Raw genomic sequence first — 20,639 nt, 5'->3', positions numbered from 1 at the left:
TCCTCGCCCGGCTTCACTCCCCGATTCCCAACACCTCGAGAAACACCCTCCGGACCCGCTCCGTCTCTTCCCGATACCGCGCCATCGTCCCGGGCTCGATGCCCGAAGGATCGAACTGCTCGATGGAGGCGTCATGGGTCAGGCGCAACCGCACCTCGAGCCCCCGGAGGAACCGATACCCCTCCTCGAGCGCCCGGTACTTCTCATCGTCGATCGCCCCGGCGCGCCACAGCTCATAGAGCGCCTTCAGCGTCGACCGGGTGCGGACCGAGGGGGTTCCCGGCCCGTGCACGAGTTGCAGGTACTGCGTGGCGAACTCGACGTCGACGACGCCGCCCCGGCCCACCTTCAGGTTGAGCCGGCCGTCGTTCTCGCGCCCAAGCTCGACCTCCATCCGCTTCCGGAGGCGGTGGATCTCGGAGGCGGCGCCGGGAGGCAGAGGGCGCTCATACACGTATCCGCGGATCTGCGCCTCGACCCGTTTCCCGAACTCCCGGTCGCCCGCGACGAAGCGCGACTTGAGCATCGCCTGCCGCTCCCAGAGCTGCGCACTTGTCTCGTGGTACGCCCGAAACGCGGCCATCGAGCTGACCAGCGGACCGGAGTTGCCGGACGGGCGCAGCCGCGTGTCGAGCTTGTAGACCGCGCCTTCACGCGTCGTCATCGTCAGGATGAAGATCAGCCGCTGGGCGATCTTCGCGAAATATTCGTGGTTGCCCAGTTTGCGGAACCCGGCATCGCCCTCTCCGGGCACCGGCTCCGTCTCCCCCGCCCCCTCGTAGAGAAAGATGATGTCGAGATCGCTGTGGTAGGACAGTTCCTCGGCTCCGAGCTTCCCCATGCCGACCACGCAGAAGGCGGCCTCGCCGAGTGGCGACCCGTCCTCTCCCGGCGCCAGCATCGCCCGGCCGAACCGGCGCCGCACTTCCCGTTCCGCCAGGTTCAGCGCCATGCCCAGCAGCACCTCGGCCAGCGCCGAGTGCTGGAACGTCGCCTCCTCGAGCGACAGCTCCCCAGCCAGCTCGTGGATGCCGATCCGAAGCGTCTCGACGTGCTTGTAGCGACGCAGCTCGTCCATTTCCTGTTCGAGATCCGTGCACGCCGACAGCAGCTCCCCCAGCTCCCGGCGCAGCTCGGACTTCGATTTGACGAAGATGCCGATGTCGTGGCGCAACAGCAGGTCGAGCAACTCCGGGTGCTGCAGCAGGTAGCCCGACAGGAACGGGCTGCTCCCGAACAGGCGCGCGAGCGTCTCGATCACCTTCCGGTTCTCGAACAGCAGCGCGTAGTACATGGTGCGGCCGCCGACAGCCGTCAGGAAGCGCTCGAAATGGGCGAGCGCCGAATCGGGATCGGGCGTCTCGAGGACGCGGGCCAGCACCACCGGGATGATCTTGTCGAGGTAGCGCCGCGCCCGCGCGGACAGGCGTCCCCGCGTCGGCCGCTCGCGAAGCGCCGCCAGGTGCCTGACCGCCGCCTCGCCGTCGGCGAAGCCCAGTGCGGAAAGACAAGACGCGAGCTCGGCCTCCTTCCCCTCGGCGTCGAGGAGAAGCGCCAGCTCCGCGGGCAACCCTTCATCCGCCTCGCGCCGGTCACCCCCGAACAATCGGCCGTAGATCGCCTGCACGTTATCGCCGTGCTTCGACAACACCGAGAGCAACGTATCGCCGTCTTGCAGCCCCATGGCCCGCGCCAGCCGGAACAGGTCTTCGTCGCGGTCGGGCAGCACGTGCGTCTGCCGCTCGCCGAATACCTGGATTCGGTGCTCGAGACGCCGCAGGAAATCGTAGGCCGTTTCGAGGGTGGCGCACTCCTCGGGCGAGACGGTCCCGAGCGATCGCAGCACGCGCAGCGTCTCCATCGTGCCGCGCAGGCGGAGCTCGGGCAGCTTCCCCCCGTAGACGAGCTGGTGGGCGGTGACGAAGAACTCGATCTCGCGGATGCCGCCGATGCCCAGCTTGAGATCCTTCCCTCCGATCCGCTTCCGGGCGTTCTCGAGGTTGATCTTGTCCTTCATCTCCTTGATCTCTTCGATCGCGGTAAAGTCGAGATATTTCCGGAAGACGAACGGAGAGACGATCTTCAGGAATTCGTCGCCCAGCGCCCGGTCGCCGGCCACGGGGCGTGCCTTGACGAGAGCGCCGCGTTCCCAGGTCATGCCCGAGGTCTCGTAGTAGATCTCGGCCGAGCGAAGGGAGCAGGCGAGGTCGCCCTTGCTTCCTTCCGGGCGCAGGCGCAGGTCGATCCGGAAGACGAAGCCGTCCTCGGTGACTTCGGAGACGATGCGCGTGACCGACTCGGAGAGACGGACGAAATATTCGTGGAACGAGACCGGCTGGCCCCCACCCTCCCCGCCGGTCGCCCCCCGGTCCGTCTCGTAGAAGTAGATGAGATCGATGTCGGAACTGAAGTTGAGCTCGAACCCCCCGAGCTTGCCCATGCCGAGCACCACGAAGCGGGCAGGCCGTCGACCCCCGGCGGTCTCCAGCCACGGCGCCCCGTACCGGGCGTCGAGCTGCCGGCGCCCGAAGGCGACCGCCGCATCGAGCGCCGCGGACGCCAGCGCCGACAGGTCGGCCATCACCTCGGTCAGGTCGGAGAGCCCCGACAGGTCGCGCGCCGCGATCCGGGAGATCTCGCGCCATTTGATCTCGCGCAGCGCCTGCTTGGCCTGCTCTTCGGTCTCGCAGGCGAGGACGGCATCCTGCGCCTCCTGCATCAGCGCCTCGTGCGACATCCGCATGTGGACGCCCCCGGAGGAGAACAGGAAGGCGAACAGCCGGGGACGACGGGCGACTTGCCGCGTGAGGAATTCGGACCCGCCCAGGAGCGCGCCGACGACCGGGACGTTGCGGGAGTCCGCGAACGCGGCCCGGAGGACGTCCGGCGCCAGGGCGTCGTTCAGGTGCGACAGGTTCAGGAAAAACAGGTTCGGGTCGGGGGACGCGGCAGCGGCGGCCCAGATCGCGCCCCAGACGGGATCGTCGCGCCGGAAGACGGGAAAGAGCTCCGCAACCAGCGGCAGGGCACGCGCCACGTCCCGGACCCCGGCCGCGCGCAGCCGGGCCTCGGGGGTCGGGACGGCCTCGGTCACCGGATGACGCCCCGGATCGCCATCCCGTAGGGGCTTTTCAGCACGCCTTTCTCAGTTACGATGGCGCTGACCAGCCGGGCCGGCGTGACGTCGAACGCCGGGTTGTAGACCCGGACGCCCCCCGGGGCGATCCGCGTGCCCATCAGGTGCGTCACCTCGTTGTCCTCGCGCTCCTCGATGGGGATCTGCGTCCCGTTCTTGATCTTGGGGTCGATCGTCGAGATCGGTGCCGCGACGTAGAACGGAACCTTGTGTGCGCGCGCCAGCACCGCCACGCCGTAGGTCCCGATCTTGTTGGCCACGTCCCCGTTGGCCGCCACGCGGTCGGCCCCGACGATCGACGCCTGGATTTTCCCCTTGGCGAAGAGCGACGCTGCCATGTTGTCGGTGATCAGCGTGCAGGGGATGTTGTCCTTCATCAGCTCCCAGGCCGTGAGGCGCGCGCCCTGGAGCCAGGGCCGCGTCTCGTCGACGAAGACGTGGATCTTCTTGCCCGACGCGATGGCCGCCCGGATGATGCCCAGCGCGGTGCCGTATTCCGCCGTGGCGAGCGCGCCCGCGTTGCAGTGGGTCAGCACGGATTCGCCGCTTTTCAGCAGCTTCGCGCCGTGCGCCCCCATCGCCTTGTTGACCGCGACATCGTCCGCATAAATGGCAAGCGCCTCCCGCTCAAGCCGTGCGGCGGCGGCGGGCGCATCGTCGTCTTGCAGCGTGTCGGCCAACCGGGACATCCGCGCGATGGCCCAGAAGAGGTTGACCGCCGTCGGGCGCGTGGCGGCGAGATCCGTAGCCGCTTTCTGGAACAGCGGGCGCCAGGGACGCTTTCGCCGAACGGCGGTTTGCACCGAGAGGACGAGGCCGAACGCCGCCGTCACTCCGATGGCGGGCGCCCCCCGGACGACCATCGTCCGGATCGCCTCCGCGACCGACGCCGCGTCGTTGCAGCTGCGCATGAACTCCTTGATCGGCAGGATCCGCTGGTCGAGCAGCAACAGCGCATCGCCTGTCCACTCGATCGTCTTGAATGCCACTTATGCTTTCCTTTCGGAACCGGATTGTATTTTATCGACCTGCGCCAGGACCGCCGCACGGATCTCCCGGAACGGGCGAGGGGGCGCCTGGAGCACCCCGTCGCGGAGCGCGACCGAGAGCAGCGGCGTCATCGGTCCGGCGCCGCAGGGGCAGGCAGCGGTCGCAACCCCGGCCGGGACGACCCGGCGGGCGCCGCAGGCGGGGCAGTGCAGCGTTTCCTTCACGCCGGAACATTTACCGCGCTTGGCGAAGGGAGCGCCCTCGATCTCGACGATGTCGAGGGCGAAGTCGATCGTCGGCGCGTTGCTGAGGCACGTCCCGACGCCGAACCCGTCGACGACGTCGCGAAGGGCCTCCAGGTCGGGCTCGTCGAGTCCCCCGGACACGTAGAGCCGGACGTGGGAGAACCCGCGAAGGTCGAGTTCCCATCGCAATTCCTGGAGGATCCAGCGGAAATCGCCCCGGCGGGAGGCCGGCGTGTCGAGCCGGACGGCCGCCAACCGGCTCCCAAGCGCTTCGGCCACCCGGAGCGCCTCGAACTTCTCGTCCTGCAGCGTGTCGACGAGGCAGACGCGCGGCACGCCGGCTTCGACCGTCTCGTCGAAGGCGCGCATCGCCTCGACCGTATCGCCCACGGCCAGGACCAGGGCGTGCGGCATGGTTCCCGACGGAGGCTCGCCGAGGTACCTTGCGCTCCGGACCGCCGACACGCTGTCGGCGCCGCCGATAAACGCGTTCCGGTCGATGAGGGTCGACAGCGCCGGATGCATCCGGCGCGCGCCGAAGGACATCAGCGGCCGATCGCCCCCCGCCGTCTTCAGCCGGGCGGCCTTCGTGGCGATCCCGGACGCCTGGCACAAAAGGCCCAGCATCGCCGTCTCCATCTCGCAAAACTCGCCATAGGGCCCCTCGACCGAGAACACCGGCTCGCCCGGGAAGAAGATCGTCCCTTCCGGCATCGCGCGCACGGTCACCCCGCGCCCGGCCAGAAGCGCCAGCATCTCGTCCATCCCGGCGAGCACCGCGTATCCGTATCCGGCCGGGAAACGCTTGACGTACCCCTCCATGACGAGCGGGAGGCGGTCGCGCCCCAGCTTGCGCAGGATGTCCATCGTGCGGGGGAAGTAGACGTCGGTCGTGTCGCCCCGGCAGATCTCCTCCCACGAGGGGATGATGTCGCGCACCGTCTCGTCAACCATTGCTCTGCTCCTTTTCCCGGGCAACGTGGACGCCCAACACTTTTTCCATCTGGTCGAGCGCAAAAGCGTGGCTTGCCGGATCGATCCCCGCCACCCGCCGCGCGTCGACGGACGTTTCGTATCCGCGCATGGCCGCGTCGGCGGCGGTGTAGAGGACGCAGATGTTCGTGACGCAGCCGCACAGCTCCAGGCGGGTGATGCCGTGCCGCGAAAGCGCCGTCCCGAGCACCGTCCCGTGGAAACCGGAGTAGCTGCGCTTCTCGACGAGGATGTCGCCCGGCTCCGGCGCGAGCGCGGAGACGACCGCGGAGCCGGGCGTGCCCTCGACCGCGTGCGGGGGCCAGCCCATCCGGGAAAACTCCGGATCGTTCGGTTTGTGGGAATCGCAGACGTAGACGACCAGCTCGCCCTTTTTCCGCGCCTGCGCAATTCGCCGGCGGACAGATGGAACGATGGCCCGCGCCGCGGGCACCTCGAGCGGCGCCCCTTTCCGGATGAAATCCTCGAGCATGTCGATCACGAGCAGGGCGCTTCCGACCTTTTCCATCCGGGGAATCCTCCTATTTATCGCCAGCCATCGCCCGCGAGTCGATCGCCATCGCCGGAGACCTCAGCCCACCCGAGATGACCAGCGGAATCTCGATCCGGCCCGACGGCCCGGTCAGATATCTCGCCGACGCCCCGTGAGTGGCCCCGGCCGATCCCGCAGGAAGCTGGAGCCTCCCGACGAAATCGATCGTCCGATCGAAGCCGAGCGCCGCCGTCCCTTCGAGACCGAACCGGCCGGATTCGATCCATAGCCGGTCGGTCCGGATCTTCCCGCCTCCGATCCGGAAATCCGCGGACATCTTCGAGAATGCGGTTCCCTCGTTTTTCCCTGTGGGCCTCGATGCCGGGAGGCCCGCCAGCCGCGCGGCGTCGCCCGGCAGGGCAATCCCCTCGATCTTCCCGTCCGACAGGGAGAGGGAGCCCTCGCCCGTCGCGGTCCGGGAAAAGTCGGCGAAGTCCCGGATGCCGCCCTCGATCCTTGCCGTCATCGTCACGGGCCCGGAGACCAGCTTCCCGAGGCGCGTCTTCCGCGACAGCAGCTCCGAGGCCTCCACGTCCTTGAGCGACACGCGCATCCGGAGGGCAGGCGTCTTTCCCCCGGTCTCGATCTCCCCCGTTGCCGAGAGCTCGCCCCCGTAGACCTTCGCCCGCAGCGCCTCGAAGGCGTGGGCCCCCTTCTCGAACCGGACCCGGCCGGCCAGGTCGCGGAAATCGATCCCGCGGACACGCCCGGCGTCGATCGACAGATTGGCGGAGAACGCCACCTGCTGCGTCTCGGCCCCAGCCTCCGGCTTCGCGCCCTTCCGGCCGTGGCCGCCCTCAGGAAACAAGTTGTCGAGATCGAGGTAGGCCATCTTCAGCGCGAGCGGCCCGGTCGCCGTGTCGCCCTGCGAGAGCCTCCCGCGCAATGTAAAGCTCTGCCCGTTGCACAGGCCGGCCAGCGGCTCGAACTCGAGGGCGCCCGGCGACAGCACCAGGTGGCCATCGAGCCCCCGGAACTCGATGCCGGAATCCGGTTGCTGGAATCCGACCTCCCCGAGGTCGACCCCGACGGACCAGCCTCCCGGCGTCCCGGCGTCCTTTTTCCTCCCCTTTCCGGAAGCGGTGACGCGTCCGGCGAGCGACCAGCGCTGCAGCAGCTCCCCCCGGCTCGACGCGAATTCGGACAGGGAGGCGATCCGGGACGAGGCGAACCATTCGTAGGCCCCGGTGGAGGGGACCATCGATAGATTCCCGATCAGGAGGAGCGGCGGGAAGCGGACCTCGGCGTTCGAGATCATCAGCAGGTCGGGGAAGCGATGGCCCTGAAGCACCAGCATGCACGGCATGTCGATGAATTTCTGGAGGCCGGGCGTCACGGTCCAGCCCGCCTCCCGGAGATCGACGTCGATTTCGAAGCCCAGCGCCTCGGGCGGGCCGGACAGCTTGGCCGAGAGCCGGGCGAACCCTTCGGGGCGGACGCGCTCGAGGAGGGCAGGCGGCTCCCGGAACATCTCGCGCAGGTCGCCCAGCCGAACCCGCCGCATCGCCAGAGACAGATCCATGTCGGGGCCCGCGTCGGAGGGCGTGACCCTCCCCTCGACCGAGATATCCTGGCGAAACAGGTCGCCGTCGGCCTTGAGCAGGAACGGCCCCGAGTCGCCGCGCTCCCGCGCGAGCCGCCCTTTCAGGGAGACGTGGCCGCGCAGCCGCCCGCCGATGCGCGCCGAGACGTCGAAATCGCACCCGTTGCCGTCGAAACCGCCGATCCGTGCGGTCACTGAAGTCACGTCATACGCGCGCTCCCGCCCGTCGCCGTCCTGGATCCGGAAGCCCAGTTGCGCCTCGCGGAGATCGACCGCCCGGACCGCGGGAACGGGGTGCAGCATCCGGCCCGCCATCTCCGTAAGCGAGGTGGACCCGTCCGCGTACTTCCGGAGGAGGATGGCCGGGTGCGACAGGATCAGGCGGCCGAGCTCGGCGCGGCCGGACAGGAGCGGAAGCAGGGCAAGCCGGAATTCGGCCTCGGGCGCCGAGAGCAGCTTTTCGGATTCGTGGTTCGGATCGCCCGACAGCGTCAGGTTGCGGACCTTGATGCCGATGCCGGGGAACAGGGAAAGCGAGACGGCCGAGAAGGACGCCTTGCGACCCGTCTTTTCCTCGAGGACAGCGAGGAGAGCAGGACGATAGCCCTCCAGCGACACGACCCGCGGCAGGACGGCCACGAAGATCAGGATCCCGGCAAGAATCGCCGCCACGACGTACGCCGCCTTGCGCATGATGACTACCCCAGCAGTTTTTTGAGCACCTCGGAGACGATCTTGGGGTTCGCCTTGCCCTTCGTCTCCTTCATCACCTGTCCGACGAAGAACGACAGCAACCCCTCTTTCCCGCTCTTGTAGATCCCGACTTCATTCGGGTTGCCTGCGATCACCTTCGCCACGATCGCCTCGAGCGCCTCCGTGTCGGACACCTGCGTGAGCCCCAGCTCCTCCCGCAGCGCCCGGACCGGCTTCCCGGTCGCCAATGCCTGCTCGATCAGCGTCTTGCCGGCCGTCGCGGAGATGAGCCCCGCCTCGCGGTCCTCGACGACCTCGGCGATCGTGTGGGCGGACAGGGCGCCGGACAGGGCCGCTTCCTTCCACTGGATGCACTCGTTCGCGGTCGTCTTCGGATTCTTTCCGAACGCCGCAAGCGACGCCTCGAAGAAATCGGCCAGCGCCCGGGAGGAGGACAGCAGCGCGGCGTCGTACGCCGTCAACCCGTACTGCGATGCGAAGCGGGCCGACTTTTCGACGGGAAGCTCGGGGATCGTCTTGCGGACCGCCTCGATCCAGGCCTCGTCGACCACGAGCGGCAGCAGGTCGGGGTCGGGGAAGTAGCGATAGTCGTGCGCTTCCTCCTTGCCGCGCATCGAGCGCGTCTCGTTCCGGTCGACGTCCCAGAGGCGCGTCTCCTGGACGACCGTGCCGCCGTCCTCGATCAGGTCGACCTGGCGGCGGATCTCGTATTCGATCGCCTTCTCGACGTTGCGGAACGAGTTCATGTTCTTGAGCTCGGCCCGGGTGCCGAGCGCCTCCCGCCCCCGCGGCCGCACCGACACGTTGGCGTCGCAGCGGAAAGACCCCTCTTCCATGTTGCCGTCGCAAACCTCGAGGTAGACGAGGATGTCGCGGAGCCGCCGCAGGTAGTCGCTCGCCTCTTCCGGCGTACGCATGTCGGGCTCGGAGACGATCTCGATCAGCGGGACGGAGCAGCGGTTGAGGTCGGCGAGCGAACCCTGGCTGCCGGAGAAGGCGCCGTCGTGCACGAGCTTGCCCGCGTCCTCCTCCATGTGGATCCGGGTGATGCCGACCCGCTTGGCCACGCCGCCCGCCTCGATGTCGAGATGCCCCGCGAGCGCGACCGGCAGCTCGTACTGGGAGATCTGGTAAGCCTTGGGCAGGTCGGGATAGAAGTAGTTCTTCCGGGCGAAGACGCTCTTCTCCTGCACCGTGCAGCCGGTGGCCAGCGCCGCCCGGATGGCGAACTCGACGACCCGCCGGTTGAGCACCGGAAGCACGCCCGGCATGCCCGTGCAGACGGGACACGTGTTGGCGTTGGGCGTGGCGCCGAACGCCGCCGAGCAGGCGCAGAAGATCTTGCTGTTCGTGGAGAGCTGGGCGTGAACCTCCAGCCCGATGACCGCCTCGAAATCCATCATGAGTCCCCTTATCCCTCGAACGGAGCGACGCGCGGCAGCGGGATCGCGCGCTCGATCGCGGCCGCCGCCGACAGCACCGTCTCTTCCCGGAAATGGCCGCCCAGGAGCTGGGCGCCGATCGGCAGCCCGTCGGACGACATCCCGCACGGCACCGAGATGCCGGGGATCCCGGCAAGATTGCACGGGATCGTGTAGATGTCGGACAGGTACATCGTCAGCGGGTCGCCGGTCTTCTCGCCGATCTTGAACGCCGGCGTCGGCGCCGTCGGCGTGAGGAGCACGTCGGCCTTGTCGAACGCCGCGTCGAAGTCGCGCCGGATGAGGGTGCGCACTTTCTGCGCCTTGGCGTAGAACGCCTCGTAGTAGCCGGCGGAGAGCGCGTAGGTGCCGATCATGATGCGCCGCTTGACCTCGGGGCCGAACCCCTCGGCGCGCGTCCGGGACATCATCTCGACGAGACTGGACGCCCCATCGGCCCGGTGGCCGTACCGGACGCCGTCGTACCGCGCCAGGTTCGACGACGCCTCGGCCGGCGCGATGAGGTAGTAGGTGGACAGCGCGTACTCGGTGTGCGGGAGCGACACCTCGACCGCTTCCGCGCCCGCCGCCAGCAGGGCGTCGAGCGCCTGGCCGATCGCCGCGCGGACCTCGAGGTCGAGCCCTTCCCCTGCGAAATATTCCTTGGGCAGCCCGACCCGAAGCCCTTTCAGGTCGCGGCCGACCGCAGCCGCGTAGTCGGGGACAGGCACGTCGAGCGACGTGGAATCGCGCGGGTCGTGCCCCGCCACGATGCCGAGCATGGCCGCCGCATCGGCGACGGAGCGCGTGAGCGGGCCGCCCTGGTCGAGCGAGGAGGCGAATGCGACCATCCCGTAGCGCGAGACGCGGCCGTAGGTGGGCTTGAGTCCCACGACGCCGCACAGCGCGGCCGGCTGCCGGATCGATCCGCCGGTATCGGTGCCCATCGCGGCGAAGCACATCGCCGCGGCGACGGCCGCCGCCGTGCCGCCCGAGGAACCGCCGGGGATGCGCGCCGTATCCCAGGGGTTGAGCGTCTTCCCGAAGAAGGAGGTCTCGGTGGAGGAGCCCATCGCGAACTCGTCCATGTTCTGCTTGCCGAGCAGCACCGCCCCCGCGCCCAGCACCCGCTCGGTCACGGCCGCGTCGTAGGGGGGGATGAAGTTGCCGAGGATCCGGCTCCCGCAGGTCGTGCGGATGCCCTTCGTGCAGAAAATGTCCTTGAGGCCCACGGGCACCCCGTGGAGGATGCCGAGCGATTCGCCCCGCGCCTGCGCCTCGTCGCACGCAGCCGCCCGGGCCATGGCCGCTTCCGGCAGCAGGGTGACGTATGCGTTGATCGTCGGGTTGAGCGCCGCGATCCGGTCGAGCAGCGCCTGCGTCAGCGCCCGGGAGGAGACGTCGCCCGCGCGGACCGCGGCGGCCGCCTCGAGCAGCGTCCATTCGTGAACGGGAATCGTCGCCATGAGCGTATCGGCCTCTTTTCTCTCTTCTAATCTTCGATGATGCGGGGAACGCGGAACGCGTCGCCCTCGCGGTCGGGGGCGTTGGCCAGCAGCGCCTCCTTGTCGGGAAACGGCACGACGACGTCCTCCCGGAACGGAGTCCCGGTCTCGACCGCATGCGAGGTAGGGGTCACCCCGGCGGTGTCGAGCCGGTCGAGCTGCTTCACGTAATCGAGAATCTGGCCGAGCTGCCCGCAAAGCGTGTCGAGCTCGCCCTCGGAAAGCGCGAGTCGTGCAAGCCGGGCCACGTGCCGGACCTCGTCCGTCGAGATCGCCATCGCGAAATCCCCCGTCGAATTGCTGCAATAACGTGCCGAAAGACCCCCAATTTACCACAGCCCGGCCCCCCCGGCAAAACCGGATGCCCCTTCGTCCCACGCTCCCAGCGAATCGGCGCCGGGGCGGGCGATGGCCGCCGGGGCTGCGCCTCCGGGCTCCCCCGCCCGCTGCGTCGCGTCGCTCCGCGGCTCCAGGCAGCGAACGTGCCATTCGGACGCCTTCCCGCGCCCCGCCACGCCTCTTCGCCCGCGCACCCTGCTCGAGCCCGCGATGGCGGGCCTTTCGCCGCTTCCGCTCGCTCCTCGCGTTCGGTGGATCCCTGCGGCGTGGCCCCTTTCGACGGCGCCCGAAAAGCGCCACGAACGAGGCGCAGGGGCGGGGGGGTCTTAACGTAGTGCCGATGGATGGAAACGTTGCGGCTGGTTACGGAGTGAACGGCCCTTCTCCCCGAAGCGAAGGAACCCCCGGGCATCCTTACCGAGCTGCCATGCATGTGATGCAACGTATCGGCTGGCGCTCGGGGTATGATGTTGCGATGGAAAAATACAAGTATTTCGCGACGACGAGCAAGGGGCTGGAAGAAACGCTGGCGGGGGAGGTCGTCGCTCTCGGCGGCGAGGAGATCTCCGCGGTCACGGGGGGCGTGTCCTTTTCGGGCGACGCCGACCTCGGGATGCAGGCCAACCTGTGGCTGCGCACCGCCAACCGGGTGCTGCGCCATCTTTCCGACTTCGACGCCCCGACACCCGAAGCGCTCTATGAAGGCGTCCGCGCGATTCGCTGGACCGACCTGTTCGACCTCAAGCGCACCATCGCCGTCGACGCGACCGTCCGCGAATCGGGCATCACCCACTCCCACTTCGCGGCGCAGAAATGCAAGGACGCGGTCGTCGACACCTTCCGCGACGCCGTCGGCTTCCGCCCCGACGTCGACCGATTGAACGCCCAGGTCCGGATCAACCTGCGCATCGTTCGCGACGAAGCCGTCCTCTCGCTCGATCTCTCGGGCGAAAGCCTCAACCGGCGCGGCTACCGCACCGGGCCGGCGTTCGCCTCGCTGCGCGAGACGCTGGCGGCGGGCATCCTCCTCCTGGCCGAATACGACGGGGAGCAGCCGCTCGTCGATCCTGCCTGCGGGGCCGGGACCTTCCTGATCGAGGCCGCGCTGATTGCCTCCAACACCGCCCCGGGGCTGCTGCGCGACGACTTCGGGTTCAAGAACCTGCGCGACTTCGAGCCGAAGCGCTGGAGCCGTTTGGTCGACGCGGCGCGGGCCGCCGTGCAGCCGCGCCGGATCGGCCCGCTTTCGGGCTTCGACATCTCGCAGACCGTCCTGGCCGACGCCCGCGCCAACGCCCGCAACGCCGGCTTCGCCGACAAGATCGCGTTCGCGGTGCGCGACGTCTCGGCGCTTGCGCCCGAAGGCGGCCCCGGGCTCATCGTCTGCAATCCTCCCTACGGCGTGCGCCTTACGGGCGGCCCGGGCGGCATCGAGCCGTTCTACGCGGGGCTCGGCAAGGCGCTCAAGGATAATTGCGGCGGCTGGACCGCCTGGATCCTGTCGGGCAATCCCGAGGCCACCCGGGGGCTCAAGCTGAAGACGTCGCGCCGGATTCCCCTCATGAACGGCCCCATCGACTGCCGGCTCCTCCGGTACGATCTGCGCCCGTGACCTCCGCTTCCCTCCTTCGCGCCGACCGGCTGAGCCGCATCGCGGACGGGAAGCGGATCGTCGACCGGGTAAGCGTCGAAGTCGCGCGCGGCGAGGTGCTCGCGATCGTCGGCCAGAGCGGATCGGGAAAATCGACGTTCCTCCGGATGCTCAACCGGCTCGACGAACCCGACGAGGGAACCGTATTGCTCGACGGCGTCGACTACCGGACGCTGCCGCCGCGCGCGTTGCGACGTCGGGTCGGCCTGGTGATCCAGGCGCCCCACCTGTTTCCGGGGACGATCGCGGACAACGTCGGCTTCGGCCCCGCCCAGCGCGGGGAAGCATTCCCGGCCGAGGCGATCGAAGCGCTGCTGGCGCGCCTCGGCCTCTCGGGGCAGGCCTCGCGCGACGTTTCGGGGCTTTCCGGCGGCGAGGCGCAACGCGTCTCGCTGGCGCGCACCCTCGCAAACGCGCCCGAGATCCTGCTGCTCGACGAGCCCACCTCGGCGCTCGACGAGGGATCGCGCGACGAGGTCGAACGACTCGTCTCCGGGCTCATCCGAGAGCGCGGCCTCACCTGCCTGATCGTGACCCACGACCCCGCCCAGGCGCGCCGGATGGCCGACCGGACGATGCATCTCGACAACGGATGCGTCACGGGGATCGGCCCGGCGCGGGATCCCGCCTAGATGCTCGCCCGCTACTTCCACACGCCGGTCGCGCTGGGCCTTTCCCAGGCCGCGGTCGTCACCCTGCTCGCGCTGGCGGTCATGCTGGTCGCGCGCCGGAAATCGATCCACGTCGAGCGGGAGACGCTTTCCTCCCTCGCCCGCGGCATCTTCCAGATCGTCGCCGTGGGCCTCATCCTGATTCCCGTGCTCAAGGGCCCCGTCGCCCTCGGCTTCCTGGCGCAGGCGGTCATGATCGCGACCGCCGCCGGCATCGCGGCACGCCGGGCCGAGGGAATCCCCGGCGCCTTCGGCGTCTCGCTGGCCGCCATCACCGCGGGCTCCGCGGCCATCGTTCTGCCCCTCGTCCTTTTCGGCGTCATCGAGATGCGAAACCATTCGCTCGTCCCGATCGGCAGCATGGTCATCGCCAACGCGATGACCTCGTGCTCCCAGGCGCTCGAGCGGTTCCGCGCCGACGTAGTCGCCCGCACCGGCTTCATCGAGGCCGCGCTTGCGCTCGGCGCCTCGTCCGAAAGCGCCGCGCTTCCCTGCGTGCAGGGCGCCGTCACCGCCGCCTTCATCCCGCGCATCGACACGCTGCGCTCGCTCGGCATCGTCTGGATCCCGGGGATGATGGCCGGCATGCTGCTCTCCGGAAGCGATCCCGTCTACGCCGCCATCTATCAGTTCGTCGTCATCGCGATGATCTACGCCTCGTCGGGCATCGCCGCCATGACGGGCGTCCTGCTCATCCGGAGGCGCGCCTTCTCCCCCGCGGAACAGCTGCTGCTGCGCCCGGGAAAAACCGCATGGAGGAACGTAGCGTCATGAAAGCCGACCCCCGAGAACCGGTCATCTCTTTTGCGCTGCGCCCGATCGGCGAAATCCGGTCGCCGATCAAGAAACCGGGGGACGCGCCTTTCCAGGGCGCCCTGTCGGACGTCGTGGCCGAGGTGGTTCTCGACCCGGCATACGTGGACGGGTTGAAGGGGATGTCGGAACGGGTGAACCCGTCCTGGGTGAATTCTCTACCGGACGATCGCCACCGCAGGCAGGCAAAGATCGTCGTGCTGTGCTGGATGCACGGGGCCGAGCGCGAACGACTACTGGTCCACCCGCGGGGCGATACAAACCGCGGCTTGCGCGGTGTCTTCGCGACGCGGTCGCCCCATCGGCCCAACCCGATCTCGCTTCACACGGTGACGCTGCTGGAAATCCGGGGGAACGTGCTGCGCGTCCGCGGGATGGATGCGATCGACGGGACGCCCGTCATCGACATCAAGCCGCACGCGCCCGAACTGGACGGGTAGAGGGGAGGGCGGCCTAGTCGCCGAACGGCAGCTCGCCGGGCGGCAACTCGTCGGCCAGGTCGGCCAGATGGTCGACGACCTCGGGCGGAATCTCCGAGGGAGGCTTCCCGCCCTCGGTAAGGTATGGGGCGCAAATCGGGCAATGGCGGGCGTGCTGGGCAACGACCTCGGTCATCGCCGGCGGGAGGTCGGCCTTGGCGTACCGGTCGACGAGCTGCCGCGCGAACTGCTGTCGCTCCTGCATCGTCAAGGACCTGTACTTGTCGATGTCGATCCGATGCTCGCGCGCCTTTTCGAGGACGAAGGCCCGTAGGTTCTCGCGGACCGGCGCCGGAATCTCGTCGCACCGGATCGACCGGCACAGGATGCGGGTCTGGTCGTACGTTTTCAGGAAGTTCGTGCAGACGTCGCACAACTTGATGTGCTCTCCAAGTTCCTCGCGAAGCCGGGGATCCATCGAGCCGTCGAAATAGTCTCCGAGAAGATAAACGAGCTCCTTGCAATTCATCGACTAATCCACCCTCCCCTGCGTCATGTATCGGGTCAGGCGCTCCCGCAGATAGAGCCTCGCGCGATGGAGGCGGGACTTCACTGCCGGCACCGAAAGTCCGAGAATCTCGGCGGTCTCCTCGTTCGCAAGTCCCTCGACGTCGCTCAGCACAAAGACCACCCGGTATTTCTCGGAAAGGCTGTCCGTATATTTCTGGATGACCTCGCCCAGCTCCTTGTTGAGGAAGTTCCGCTCGACCTCCTTGCTCCAGTCGTCGATCGGGTTCGCATGCATTCCCTCTTCGGTGAACACGGGCATGAATTCTTCGATCGAAACCGTCTCGTTGCGCCGCTTGCCCCGGAGCCGCATGAGGCAGGTGTTCACGCAAATCCTGTAAATCCACGAGTAAAGGGCCGAGTCGCCCTTGAACATCCCCACCTTGCGGATCACCGTGATAAATACGTCCTGCGCGGCTTCCTGCGCGTCGCTCTCGTTCTTGAGGATCGACAGCGCCAAGCTGTAGATCTTGCCGTGGAAACGGTCGAACAACGCCTCGACTGCATCCTGAGAGCCGGCCCGGAGCTCCTCGAGGAGAACATTGTCGTCCTGGAATCGCTCGATCGACATCCGCTCCCCCTTCAGATTCTGCTTGCGTCGTTCGGGTTTCCTTGGAATTGCCGTTCAGGGGTCAAGAATGACACGAATCGTGCGTCCCATGCAAGAAGGCTTGGCGGAACGCGTGCGATCCTTGTACAATTGCACAGAGAGACGGCTGAAGCATCGAGCGGCCGCCCGACGGGGGATCCGGTTACCGTGAAGAAGAAACAGGTGGTTGTCACCACACTGCTGGTCGCCGCGACGGCGACCTTCGTGTATGCCCTGCTCAGCCGGCGGCAGGACCAGAAGTTTTCGCCGATCTACACCCGCCCCGAAGGGGGCGAACGGGACGGCGAAGATCCGCTCTTCATCGGGTCTTAAAATACCCGGCCTGACCCGCCGCGGCGTCAGTAAAACAGTTCCATCTTCGCGGCGCGCACCAGCAATTTCTTGAGCCCGTATACCTGGAAGCGGACGATCAGCTTCTGATCCGGCCCCTCCCCTTCGCTCGACTCGACACGCCCCTCCCCAAACACCGGGTGCAGCACCCGCTTCGGCCAGTTCGCATCCGGGGCGCGCTTCTCCCCGAACGGCGAGCTTTCGCGCTCGACCGGCCTGCGCACGACCGTCGCCGGTCGGCCGGCCCGGGTCGCCGGCGTCGGCGGGTACGACCGGGTCGAGATGTAGCTGCTCATCGTCTCGACGCGCGCGCCTGTCGGATACGGCCTTCCTGAAGAAAAGCGCACCCGTTCGTTTTCGGCCTCGTTCGAGGTCTCGTCTTCCCAGCGCAGCATCGCCGGAGGGATCTCCGAGAGGAACCGGGAAGGGATCGCGTCCTTCCATGATCCGAACAGGTTCCGGCGTCGCACGAAGGAAAGCGTCGCCCGTTCGCGCGCCCGCGTCAGCCCCACGTAGAACAGCCGCCGCTCCTCCTCGATGTCGTCCTCGGAGTCGGCCGACCGGGAATGGGGCAGCAGCCCCTCCTCGACCCCGACCAGGAAGATCACGGGAAACTCGAGCCCCTTGGCGTTGTGGAGCGTCATCAGCCGGACCGCCTCGCCTTCTTCGGCGTTCATGTCGCGCGGGGACAGGGAGACCGTTTCGAGGAACGCCGTGACGCCCTCCTCCCCCGTGCCCTCGAAGGCTTCGGCCATCCGGAGCAGCTCTCCGATGTTGGCGAGGTCGTCTTCCCGCTCCTTCGACGTAGCACTTCCGCCCGCATCCCGGAGCCAGCTGAGGTAGCCCCCCTCGTCGAGAAGCGACCGCAGCGCTTCGCCCGTCGTCCGTTCCGGCAGCGCCCCGAGCCAGGACATCCGGAGCTGGAATAGCGAGGTCAACTGGGGGACGCCCGCGAGCATCGCGGACACCGGGACGCCCTCGCGGCGCGCGCCTTCGGCCGCAGCCGAAAGCTTCGCCTCGCCGACGCCGCGCCGGGGGCTTTTCAGCAGCCGCCGAAGGGAGACGAGATCGTCCGGATGCAGTACCCACTTGAGCCAGGCAACCGCGTCGCGCACGACGGCCCGGTCGTAGAACGACAGCGCCCCGCGCAGCACGTATTTCACATCGCGCTGGCGCAGCGCATCCTCGAACGCCCGAGACTGGCTGTTGATCCGGTAGAAGACGGCGATGTCGGAAGGCGCCGTCCCGCGGTGGATCTCGGTCGAGATGGCCATCGCCACTTCGCGCGCCTCGGTATCGCTGTCGTTGTAGATGCGGACGACGGGCGGATCGCCCCCCTCCCGGGCCGCCACGATCCGCTTGTCGCGGCGGGAGCTGTTCTTCGCGATCACCGCGCCGGCGGCCGACAGGATCGACGACACGGTCCGGTAGTTCGTCGCCAGGTGGACGATCGTCGCCCCGGGGTAATCGCGCTCGAAGGACAGCATGGGGCCGGCCGAGCCGCCGCGCCAGCCGTAGATCGACTGGTCCTCGTCGCCAACCGCGCAGAAGGAATCGGCACCGGTCGCCAGCATCTTCGTCAGCGTCGCCTGGAGCCCGTCGACGTCCTGGAACTCGTCGACCAGCAGGTGGCGAGTGTCGCGCCGCACCGTCTCGAGCACCTCGGGCGCCTCGCGGAACAGCCGGACCGGCAGCCGGATCAGGTCGGTGAAGTCGATCGCCCCCGCCGCCGTCAGCGCCGCGTCGTACGCCTTCGCGACGTCCTCGGCCTTGCCCACGAAGAGCCAACCCGCCTCGAGCGCCGCGTCCTCGATCGACTTGCCCCCCCGCTTGGCGCGCTCGATCAGGTCGGCGAACTTCCGGGCCGGGAACTTCTTCTCGTCGATGTTCTGCTCTTTCAGGATGCCCTTGAGCACATCGCCCTGGTCGCGCGCGTCGTAGATGAGGAAGCCGGGCGAGAGGCCGATGCGGCTGCCGTAGCGGCGGAGCAGAAGAGCGCCGTAGGCGTGGAAGGTGCCGAGCCACGGCAGCTCCTTCCGCCCGGGGAACAGCTTCGCGACGCGCTCGCGCATCTCCTCGGCCGCCCGGTTGGTGAAGGTGATGCCGACGATCGACCGCGGCGGAACCCCCTCGTGCAGGAGACGGGCAATACGCGCCACGATCGCGCGCGTCTTGCCGGAGCCGGCGCCGGCGACCAGCAGGATCGGGCCGGAGGGGTGCGTGACGGCGCGGCGCTGATCGGGGTCGAGGCCGGAAAGGATCTCGGCGGCGCCATCGGAGGACGCCGGGAAAAGACGGGGTTGCAAAGGTTGTCCTGTTAATCCGCCGGGAGGATTTTCGTGGGGACGATGCAGTCTGCGAAGCCGGGCGGAACGGTGGAGCAAGAAGTGCCTTCGACGACGACCACCCGGCCCTGGTGGCGGTCGCGCAAAACGCTTTCCAGCGGTCCCTGGACGAGGCAGTCGGCGGGGACGCCATCGTGGAACACGGTGACCACCGTCCTCGGAAACGGCTCGTTACCGACCACGCGCACGGTGCCGGTGACCGTCTTCATCGGCCTGGAGCGCCGAACCGACATCGCTCCGGAACCGGAGGACAGGGATACCGCCAGGACGAAAACCAGCGCGGCTGCGCCGCTCCCGGCCCGCATGCGGATCGGCCTAGAAATCGACCCGGATTCCGGGGGTGCGCAATCGCCGTTCGTTTTCGAGAAGCTGAAGCGTCCCGCAACCGCTCCCCGGAGGAGGGGGGGGAACATCCATGGGAATCGCCCTCCCGACGGAACGCGAACGAGACAACGATCCGGCGGCCGGAGCCGCGGAAACGACGTTGTCCCCGACGATCCCGATGGTGTCCAGAACCGATGCATTGCGGATGCACAGAAACGCTTCCCCCAGATAGTCGTACTGAGTATTCGGAACAAGAGGGACCAATACTCCCCTGCCCATGTCGATTAGTGTTGCCGAGGTCTGGGTCGCAGAGGGAACCCATGTCACGCTCCCTCCGGCCGCGCCGCCGAGCGGGGTGTAAAGCGCATAAGTCGAACTCCAGCGGGGGAGAGGAGCGAAGGTTACGTTGTCCGCCCAGAAAATATTCCCAAGATTGGACAACGATGCCGCATTCCCCTGATAGTGACTCCACCGGTAGCTCCATTCAGGATGGCCTGCCACTGATAGAACCGGGTTGATCCCCGAAATCGTGTTGGCGATCGTCCAGTCGACGAACACGTCGACGAACGTCTTGCCCGTCCCGATCAGCGCGTTGTCGATGGAAGCCTGCCCGACCAGAGTGGAATGGAGCGCCTTGCGGAAAACGTTATTGTCCGGAACCTCGGCAAAGGACACCCGGTCGATGATGTACTGGGTCCACATGGCGACTTTGGCATAATCACGCCGGTCGGTCTGGGGGCTCCAGAGCGTCAACGCATTCCCTGTGCTGTTCGCGTAAATTGAAATACGGGGAGGATATATCCCGTAGCAGTAGATCTCGGCAGCCACGGACATCGCTTCATTGAGCCAGATATCGTCGCTGCCCGTGAGACCCAGCGCCAAGTGATCCTTCTGTTCCCAGTGGATCATGTGCTGGAACTCATGCGCCATGGTGCGCAGAGCGTATGGAATATCCTGCCTCACGTCGTCGATGTCCGCGAAGTACATCTCTTTCTGGTTTGAAATCGGGGAGAAAGGATTGGTCCCGCGCCGTGGATATTCGTTGACCGGATCGAAATATCCCCCCACACCCGTCGGCGAGGTCGGTGATTGCGGAATGTGAAGCAGAACGATGTAGATCTTCGGATCTCCGTCTGCGCCGGGATTGGGCTCCGATCCAAAAAAAGACGTGACCCTCGGATAGATCAGGTTGTCGAACCCGGTAATGAGCTCATTGCGCGTCGAATTGTCGATCGTCCGGCCGGCCTCAACGTAAAGATAGCAGTGCGCCCCTTCGCCGACCTTGTTGATGGTAGTCGGGTAATGGGTGTTATCCGCATAACTGTAGGCGTAGATGGTTTTCGTGTCGGAGTTGAGGCCGTCGAACAGGCCGCCGTTATCGCCCCCACCGCAAGCCGCCAATAACGACAGCAAGGCAAGACAAAGCACCACCGGATATCTGTCGAACCTGCTTGCCTTCATCGACCCCCCAAGACTTCCGGGACCCATCTG

At 67.5% G+C, this 20,639-nt stretch carries 19 protein-coding genes; 5 read left to right on the top strand and 14 right to left on the bottom strand.

The genetic code is table 11. The features are described from left to right. Positions 1–13: 13 nt before the first annotated feature. Genes glnE through VGK27_03765 form a run of 9 tightly spaced genes read right to left on the bottom strand, consistent with a single transcriptional unit; the run spans position 14 to position 11,594 of the window. Positions 14–3,094: a bifunctional [glutamate--ammonia ligase]-adenylyl-L-tyrosine phosphorylase/[glutamate--ammonia-ligase] adenylyltransferase gene (gene glnE / locus VGK27_03805; protein ID HEY3489234.1), complete on the bottom strand. Its 3,081-nt coding sequence runs from the start codon at positions 3,092–3,094 to the stop codon at positions 14–16. After that, positions 3,091–4,125 (bottom strand): S-methyl-5-thioribose-1-phosphate isomerase, encoded by a 1,035-nt coding sequence (gene mtnA / locus VGK27_03800; GenBank protein HEY3489233.1) that lies wholly within the window; start codon positions 4,123–4,125, stop codon positions 3,091–3,093. Before mtnA ends, glnE begins: the two co-directional genes overlap by 4 nt. After that, positions 4,126–5,325 carry a nicotinate phosphoribosyltransferase gene (locus VGK27_03795; protein HEY3489232.1) on the bottom strand — a complete coding sequence of 400 codons (1,200 nt, stop codon included), beginning with the start codon at positions 5,323–5,325 and terminating at the stop codon, positions 4,126–4,128. After that, the gene (locus VGK27_03790; GenBank protein HEY3489231.1) at positions 5,318–5,872 is read right to left on the bottom strand and encodes an isochorismatase family cysteine hydrolase; all 555 of its coding nucleotides are present in this window, start codon (positions 5,870–5,872) and stop codon (positions 5,318–5,320) included. The genes VGK27_03795 and VGK27_03790 overlap by 8 nt, the downstream gene beginning before the upstream one ends. A 13-nt stretch (positions 5,873–5,885) precedes the next feature. Next, positions 5,886–8,132: an AsmA-like C-terminal region-containing protein gene (locus VGK27_03785; protein ID HEY3489230.1), complete on the bottom strand. Its 2,247-nt coding sequence runs from the start codon at positions 8,130–8,132 to the stop codon at positions 5,886–5,888. A gap of 5 nt (positions 8,133–8,137) precedes the next feature. Next, positions 8,138–9,556 (bottom strand): Asp-tRNA(Asn)/Glu-tRNA(Gln) amidotransferase subunit GatB, encoded by a 1,419-nt coding sequence (gatB, locus tag VGK27_03780; protein ID HEY3489229.1) that lies wholly within the window; start codon positions 9,554–9,556, stop codon positions 8,138–8,140. Between the two features lie 8 nt (positions 9,557–9,564). Next, positions 9,565–11,040, bottom strand: coding sequence for an Asp-tRNA(Asn)/Glu-tRNA(Gln) amidotransferase subunit GatA (gene gatA, locus VGK27_03775; GenBank protein HEY3489228.1), 1,476 nt, complete (start codon positions 11,038–11,040; stop codon positions 9,565–9,567). Between the two features lie 26 nt (positions 11,041–11,066). After that, positions 11,067–11,357, bottom strand: coding sequence for an Asp-tRNA(Asn)/Glu-tRNA(Gln) amidotransferase subunit GatC (gatC, locus tag VGK27_03770; GenBank protein ID HEY3489227.1), 291 nt, complete (start codon positions 11,355–11,357; stop codon positions 11,067–11,069). A 51-nt stretch (positions 11,358–11,408) separates the two neighbouring features. Beyond that, a complete protein-coding gene (locus VGK27_03765) occupies positions 11,409–11,594 on the bottom strand; it encodes a hypothetical protein (protein ID HEY3489226.1) in 186 nt (61 codons plus the stop codon). A gap of 299 nt (positions 11,595–11,893) precedes the next feature. Here VGK27_03765 and VGK27_03760 point away from each other — a divergent pair, with 299 nt between their 5' ends. The 4 genes from VGK27_03760 to tsaA are packed head-to-tail and all read left to right on the top strand — an operon-like array spanning position 11,894 to position 14,993. Next, the gene (locus VGK27_03760) at positions 11,894–13,030 is read left to right on the top strand and encodes a THUMP domain-containing protein (GenBank protein ID HEY3489225.1); all 1,137 of its coding nucleotides are present in this window, start codon (positions 11,894–11,896) and stop codon (positions 13,028–13,030) included. Further along, the gene (locus tag VGK27_03755; GenBank protein HEY3489224.1) at positions 13,027–13,701 is read left to right on the top strand and encodes a phosphate ABC transporter ATP-binding protein; all 675 of its coding nucleotides are present in this window, start codon (positions 13,027–13,029) and stop codon (positions 13,699–13,701) included. The genes VGK27_03760 and VGK27_03755 overlap by 4 nt, the downstream gene beginning before the upstream one ends. Further along, positions 13,702–14,514, top strand: a complete 813-nt coding sequence (locus VGK27_03750) for an ABC transporter permease (GenBank protein HEY3489223.1) — start codon at positions 13,702–13,704, stop codon at positions 14,512–14,514. It abuts the gene before it with no gap. Next, entirely contained in the window at positions 14,511–14,993 is a 483-nt protein-coding gene (tsaA, locus tag VGK27_03745) for a tRNA (N6-threonylcarbamoyladenosine(37)-N6)-methyltransferase TrmO (GenBank protein HEY3489222.1), read from the top strand. Before VGK27_03750 ends, tsaA begins: the two co-directional genes overlap by 4 nt. Before the next feature lie 13 nt (positions 14,994–15,006). Here the strand turns inward: tsaA and VGK27_03740 are convergent, their stop codons facing one another. Together VGK27_03740 and VGK27_03735 are read right to left on the bottom strand one after the other, a co-directional pair. Beyond that, complete coding sequence (locus tag VGK27_03740) at positions 15,007–15,501, bottom strand: zf-HC2 domain-containing protein (protein HEY3489221.1); 495 nt, start codon at positions 15,499–15,501, stop codon at positions 15,007–15,009. A 3-nt stretch (positions 15,502–15,504) separates the two neighbouring features. Continuing rightward, positions 15,505–16,110 carry a sigma-70 family RNA polymerase sigma factor gene (locus tag VGK27_03735; GenBank protein HEY3489220.1) on the bottom strand — a complete coding sequence of 202 codons (606 nt, stop codon included), beginning with the start codon at positions 16,108–16,110 and terminating at the stop codon, positions 15,505–15,507. A 186-nt stretch (positions 16,111–16,296) separates the two neighbouring features. On the opposite strand from VGK27_03735, the gene VGK27_03730 reads away from it, so the two are divergent. Then, positions 16,297–16,461, top strand: a complete 165-nt coding sequence (locus VGK27_03730; protein ID HEY3489219.1) for a hypothetical protein — start codon at positions 16,297–16,299, stop codon at positions 16,459–16,461. 26 nt (positions 16,462–16,487) lie between these two features. On the opposite strand, the gene VGK27_03725 is transcribed toward VGK27_03730, so the two are convergent. Genes VGK27_03725 through VGK27_03715 form a run of 3 tightly spaced genes read right to left on the bottom strand, consistent with a single transcriptional unit; the run spans position 16,488 to position 20,609 of the window. Continuing rightward, on the bottom strand, positions 16,488–18,785 hold the full coding sequence (locus VGK27_03725; protein HEY3489218.1) for a UvrD-helicase domain-containing protein: 2,298 nt from the start codon (positions 18,783–18,785) through the stop codon (positions 16,488–16,490). An 11-nt stretch (positions 18,786–18,796) separates the two neighbouring features. Beyond that, positions 18,797–19,129 (bottom strand): hypothetical protein, encoded by a 333-nt coding sequence (locus tag VGK27_03720; protein ID HEY3489217.1) that lies wholly within the window; start codon positions 19,127–19,129, stop codon positions 18,797–18,799. Positions 19,130–19,139: 10 nt separating this feature from the next. Further along, positions 19,140–20,609, bottom strand: coding sequence for a hypothetical protein (locus VGK27_03715; protein ID HEY3489216.1), 1,470 nt, complete (start codon positions 20,607–20,609; stop codon positions 19,140–19,142). Between the last annotated feature and the right edge of the window lie 30 nt (positions 20,610–20,639).

This window comes from Candidatus Deferrimicrobiaceae bacterium (assembly GCA_036504035.1).
Taxonomy (GTDB): Bacteria; Desulfobacterota; Deferrimicrobia; order Deferrimicrobiales; family Deferrimicrobiaceae; genus JANXPS01.
Note: the sequence above shows the minus strand (reverse complement) of the source record. Positions and strands in the feature narration are given on the sequence as shown.

Excerpts from the sequence above, each read along its gene's own strand:
- VGK27_03795 (HEY3489232.1), bottom strand. The coding sequence starts at position 5,325 with ATGGTTGACGAGACGGTGCGCGACATCATCCCCTCGTGGGAGGAGATC.
- VGK27_03790 (HEY3489231.1), bottom strand. The coding sequence starts at position 5,872 with ATGGAAAAGGTCGGAAGCGCCCTGCTCGTGATCGACATGCTCGAGGAT.
- VGK27_03785 (HEY3489230.1), bottom strand. The coding sequence starts at position 8,132 with ATGCGCAAGGCGGCGTACGTCGTGGCGGCGATTCTTGCCGGGATCCTG.
- gatB (HEY3489229.1), bottom strand. The coding sequence starts at position 9,556 with ATGATGGATTTCGAGGCGGTCATCGGGCTGGAGGTTCACGCCCAGCTC.
- gatA (HEY3489228.1), bottom strand. The coding sequence starts at position 11,040 with ATGGCGACGATTCCCGTTCACGAATGGACGCTGCTCGAGGCGGCCGCC.
- gatC (HEY3489227.1), bottom strand. The coding sequence starts at position 11,357 with ATGGCGATCTCGACGGACGAGGTCCGGCACGTGGCCCGGCTTGCACGA.
- VGK27_03760 (HEY3489225.1), top strand. The coding sequence starts at position 11,894 with ATGGAAAAATACAAGTATTTCGCGACGACGAGCAAGGGGCTGGAAGAA.
- VGK27_03750 (HEY3489223.1), top strand. The coding sequence starts at position 13,702 with ATGCTCGCCCGCTACTTCCACACGCCGGTCGCGCTGGGCCTTTCCCAG.
- tsaA (HEY3489222.1), top strand. The coding sequence starts at position 14,511 with ATGAAAGCCGACCCCCGAGAACCGGTCATCTCTTTTGCGCTGCGCCCG.
- VGK27_03740 (HEY3489221.1), bottom strand. The coding sequence starts at position 15,501 with ATGAATTGCAAGGAGCTCGTTTATCTTCTCGGAGACTATTTCGACGGC.
- VGK27_03735 (HEY3489220.1), bottom strand. The coding sequence starts at position 16,110 with ATGTCGATCGAGCGATTCCAGGACGACAATGTTCTCCTCGAGGAGCTC.
- VGK27_03720 (HEY3489217.1), bottom strand. The coding sequence starts at position 19,129 with ATGCGGGCCGGGAGCGGCGCAGCCGCGCTGGTTTTCGTCCTGGCGGTA.
- VGK27_03715 (HEY3489216.1), bottom strand. The coding sequence starts at position 20,609 with ATGAAGGCAAGCAGGTTCGACAGATATCCGGTGGTGCTTTGTCTTGCC.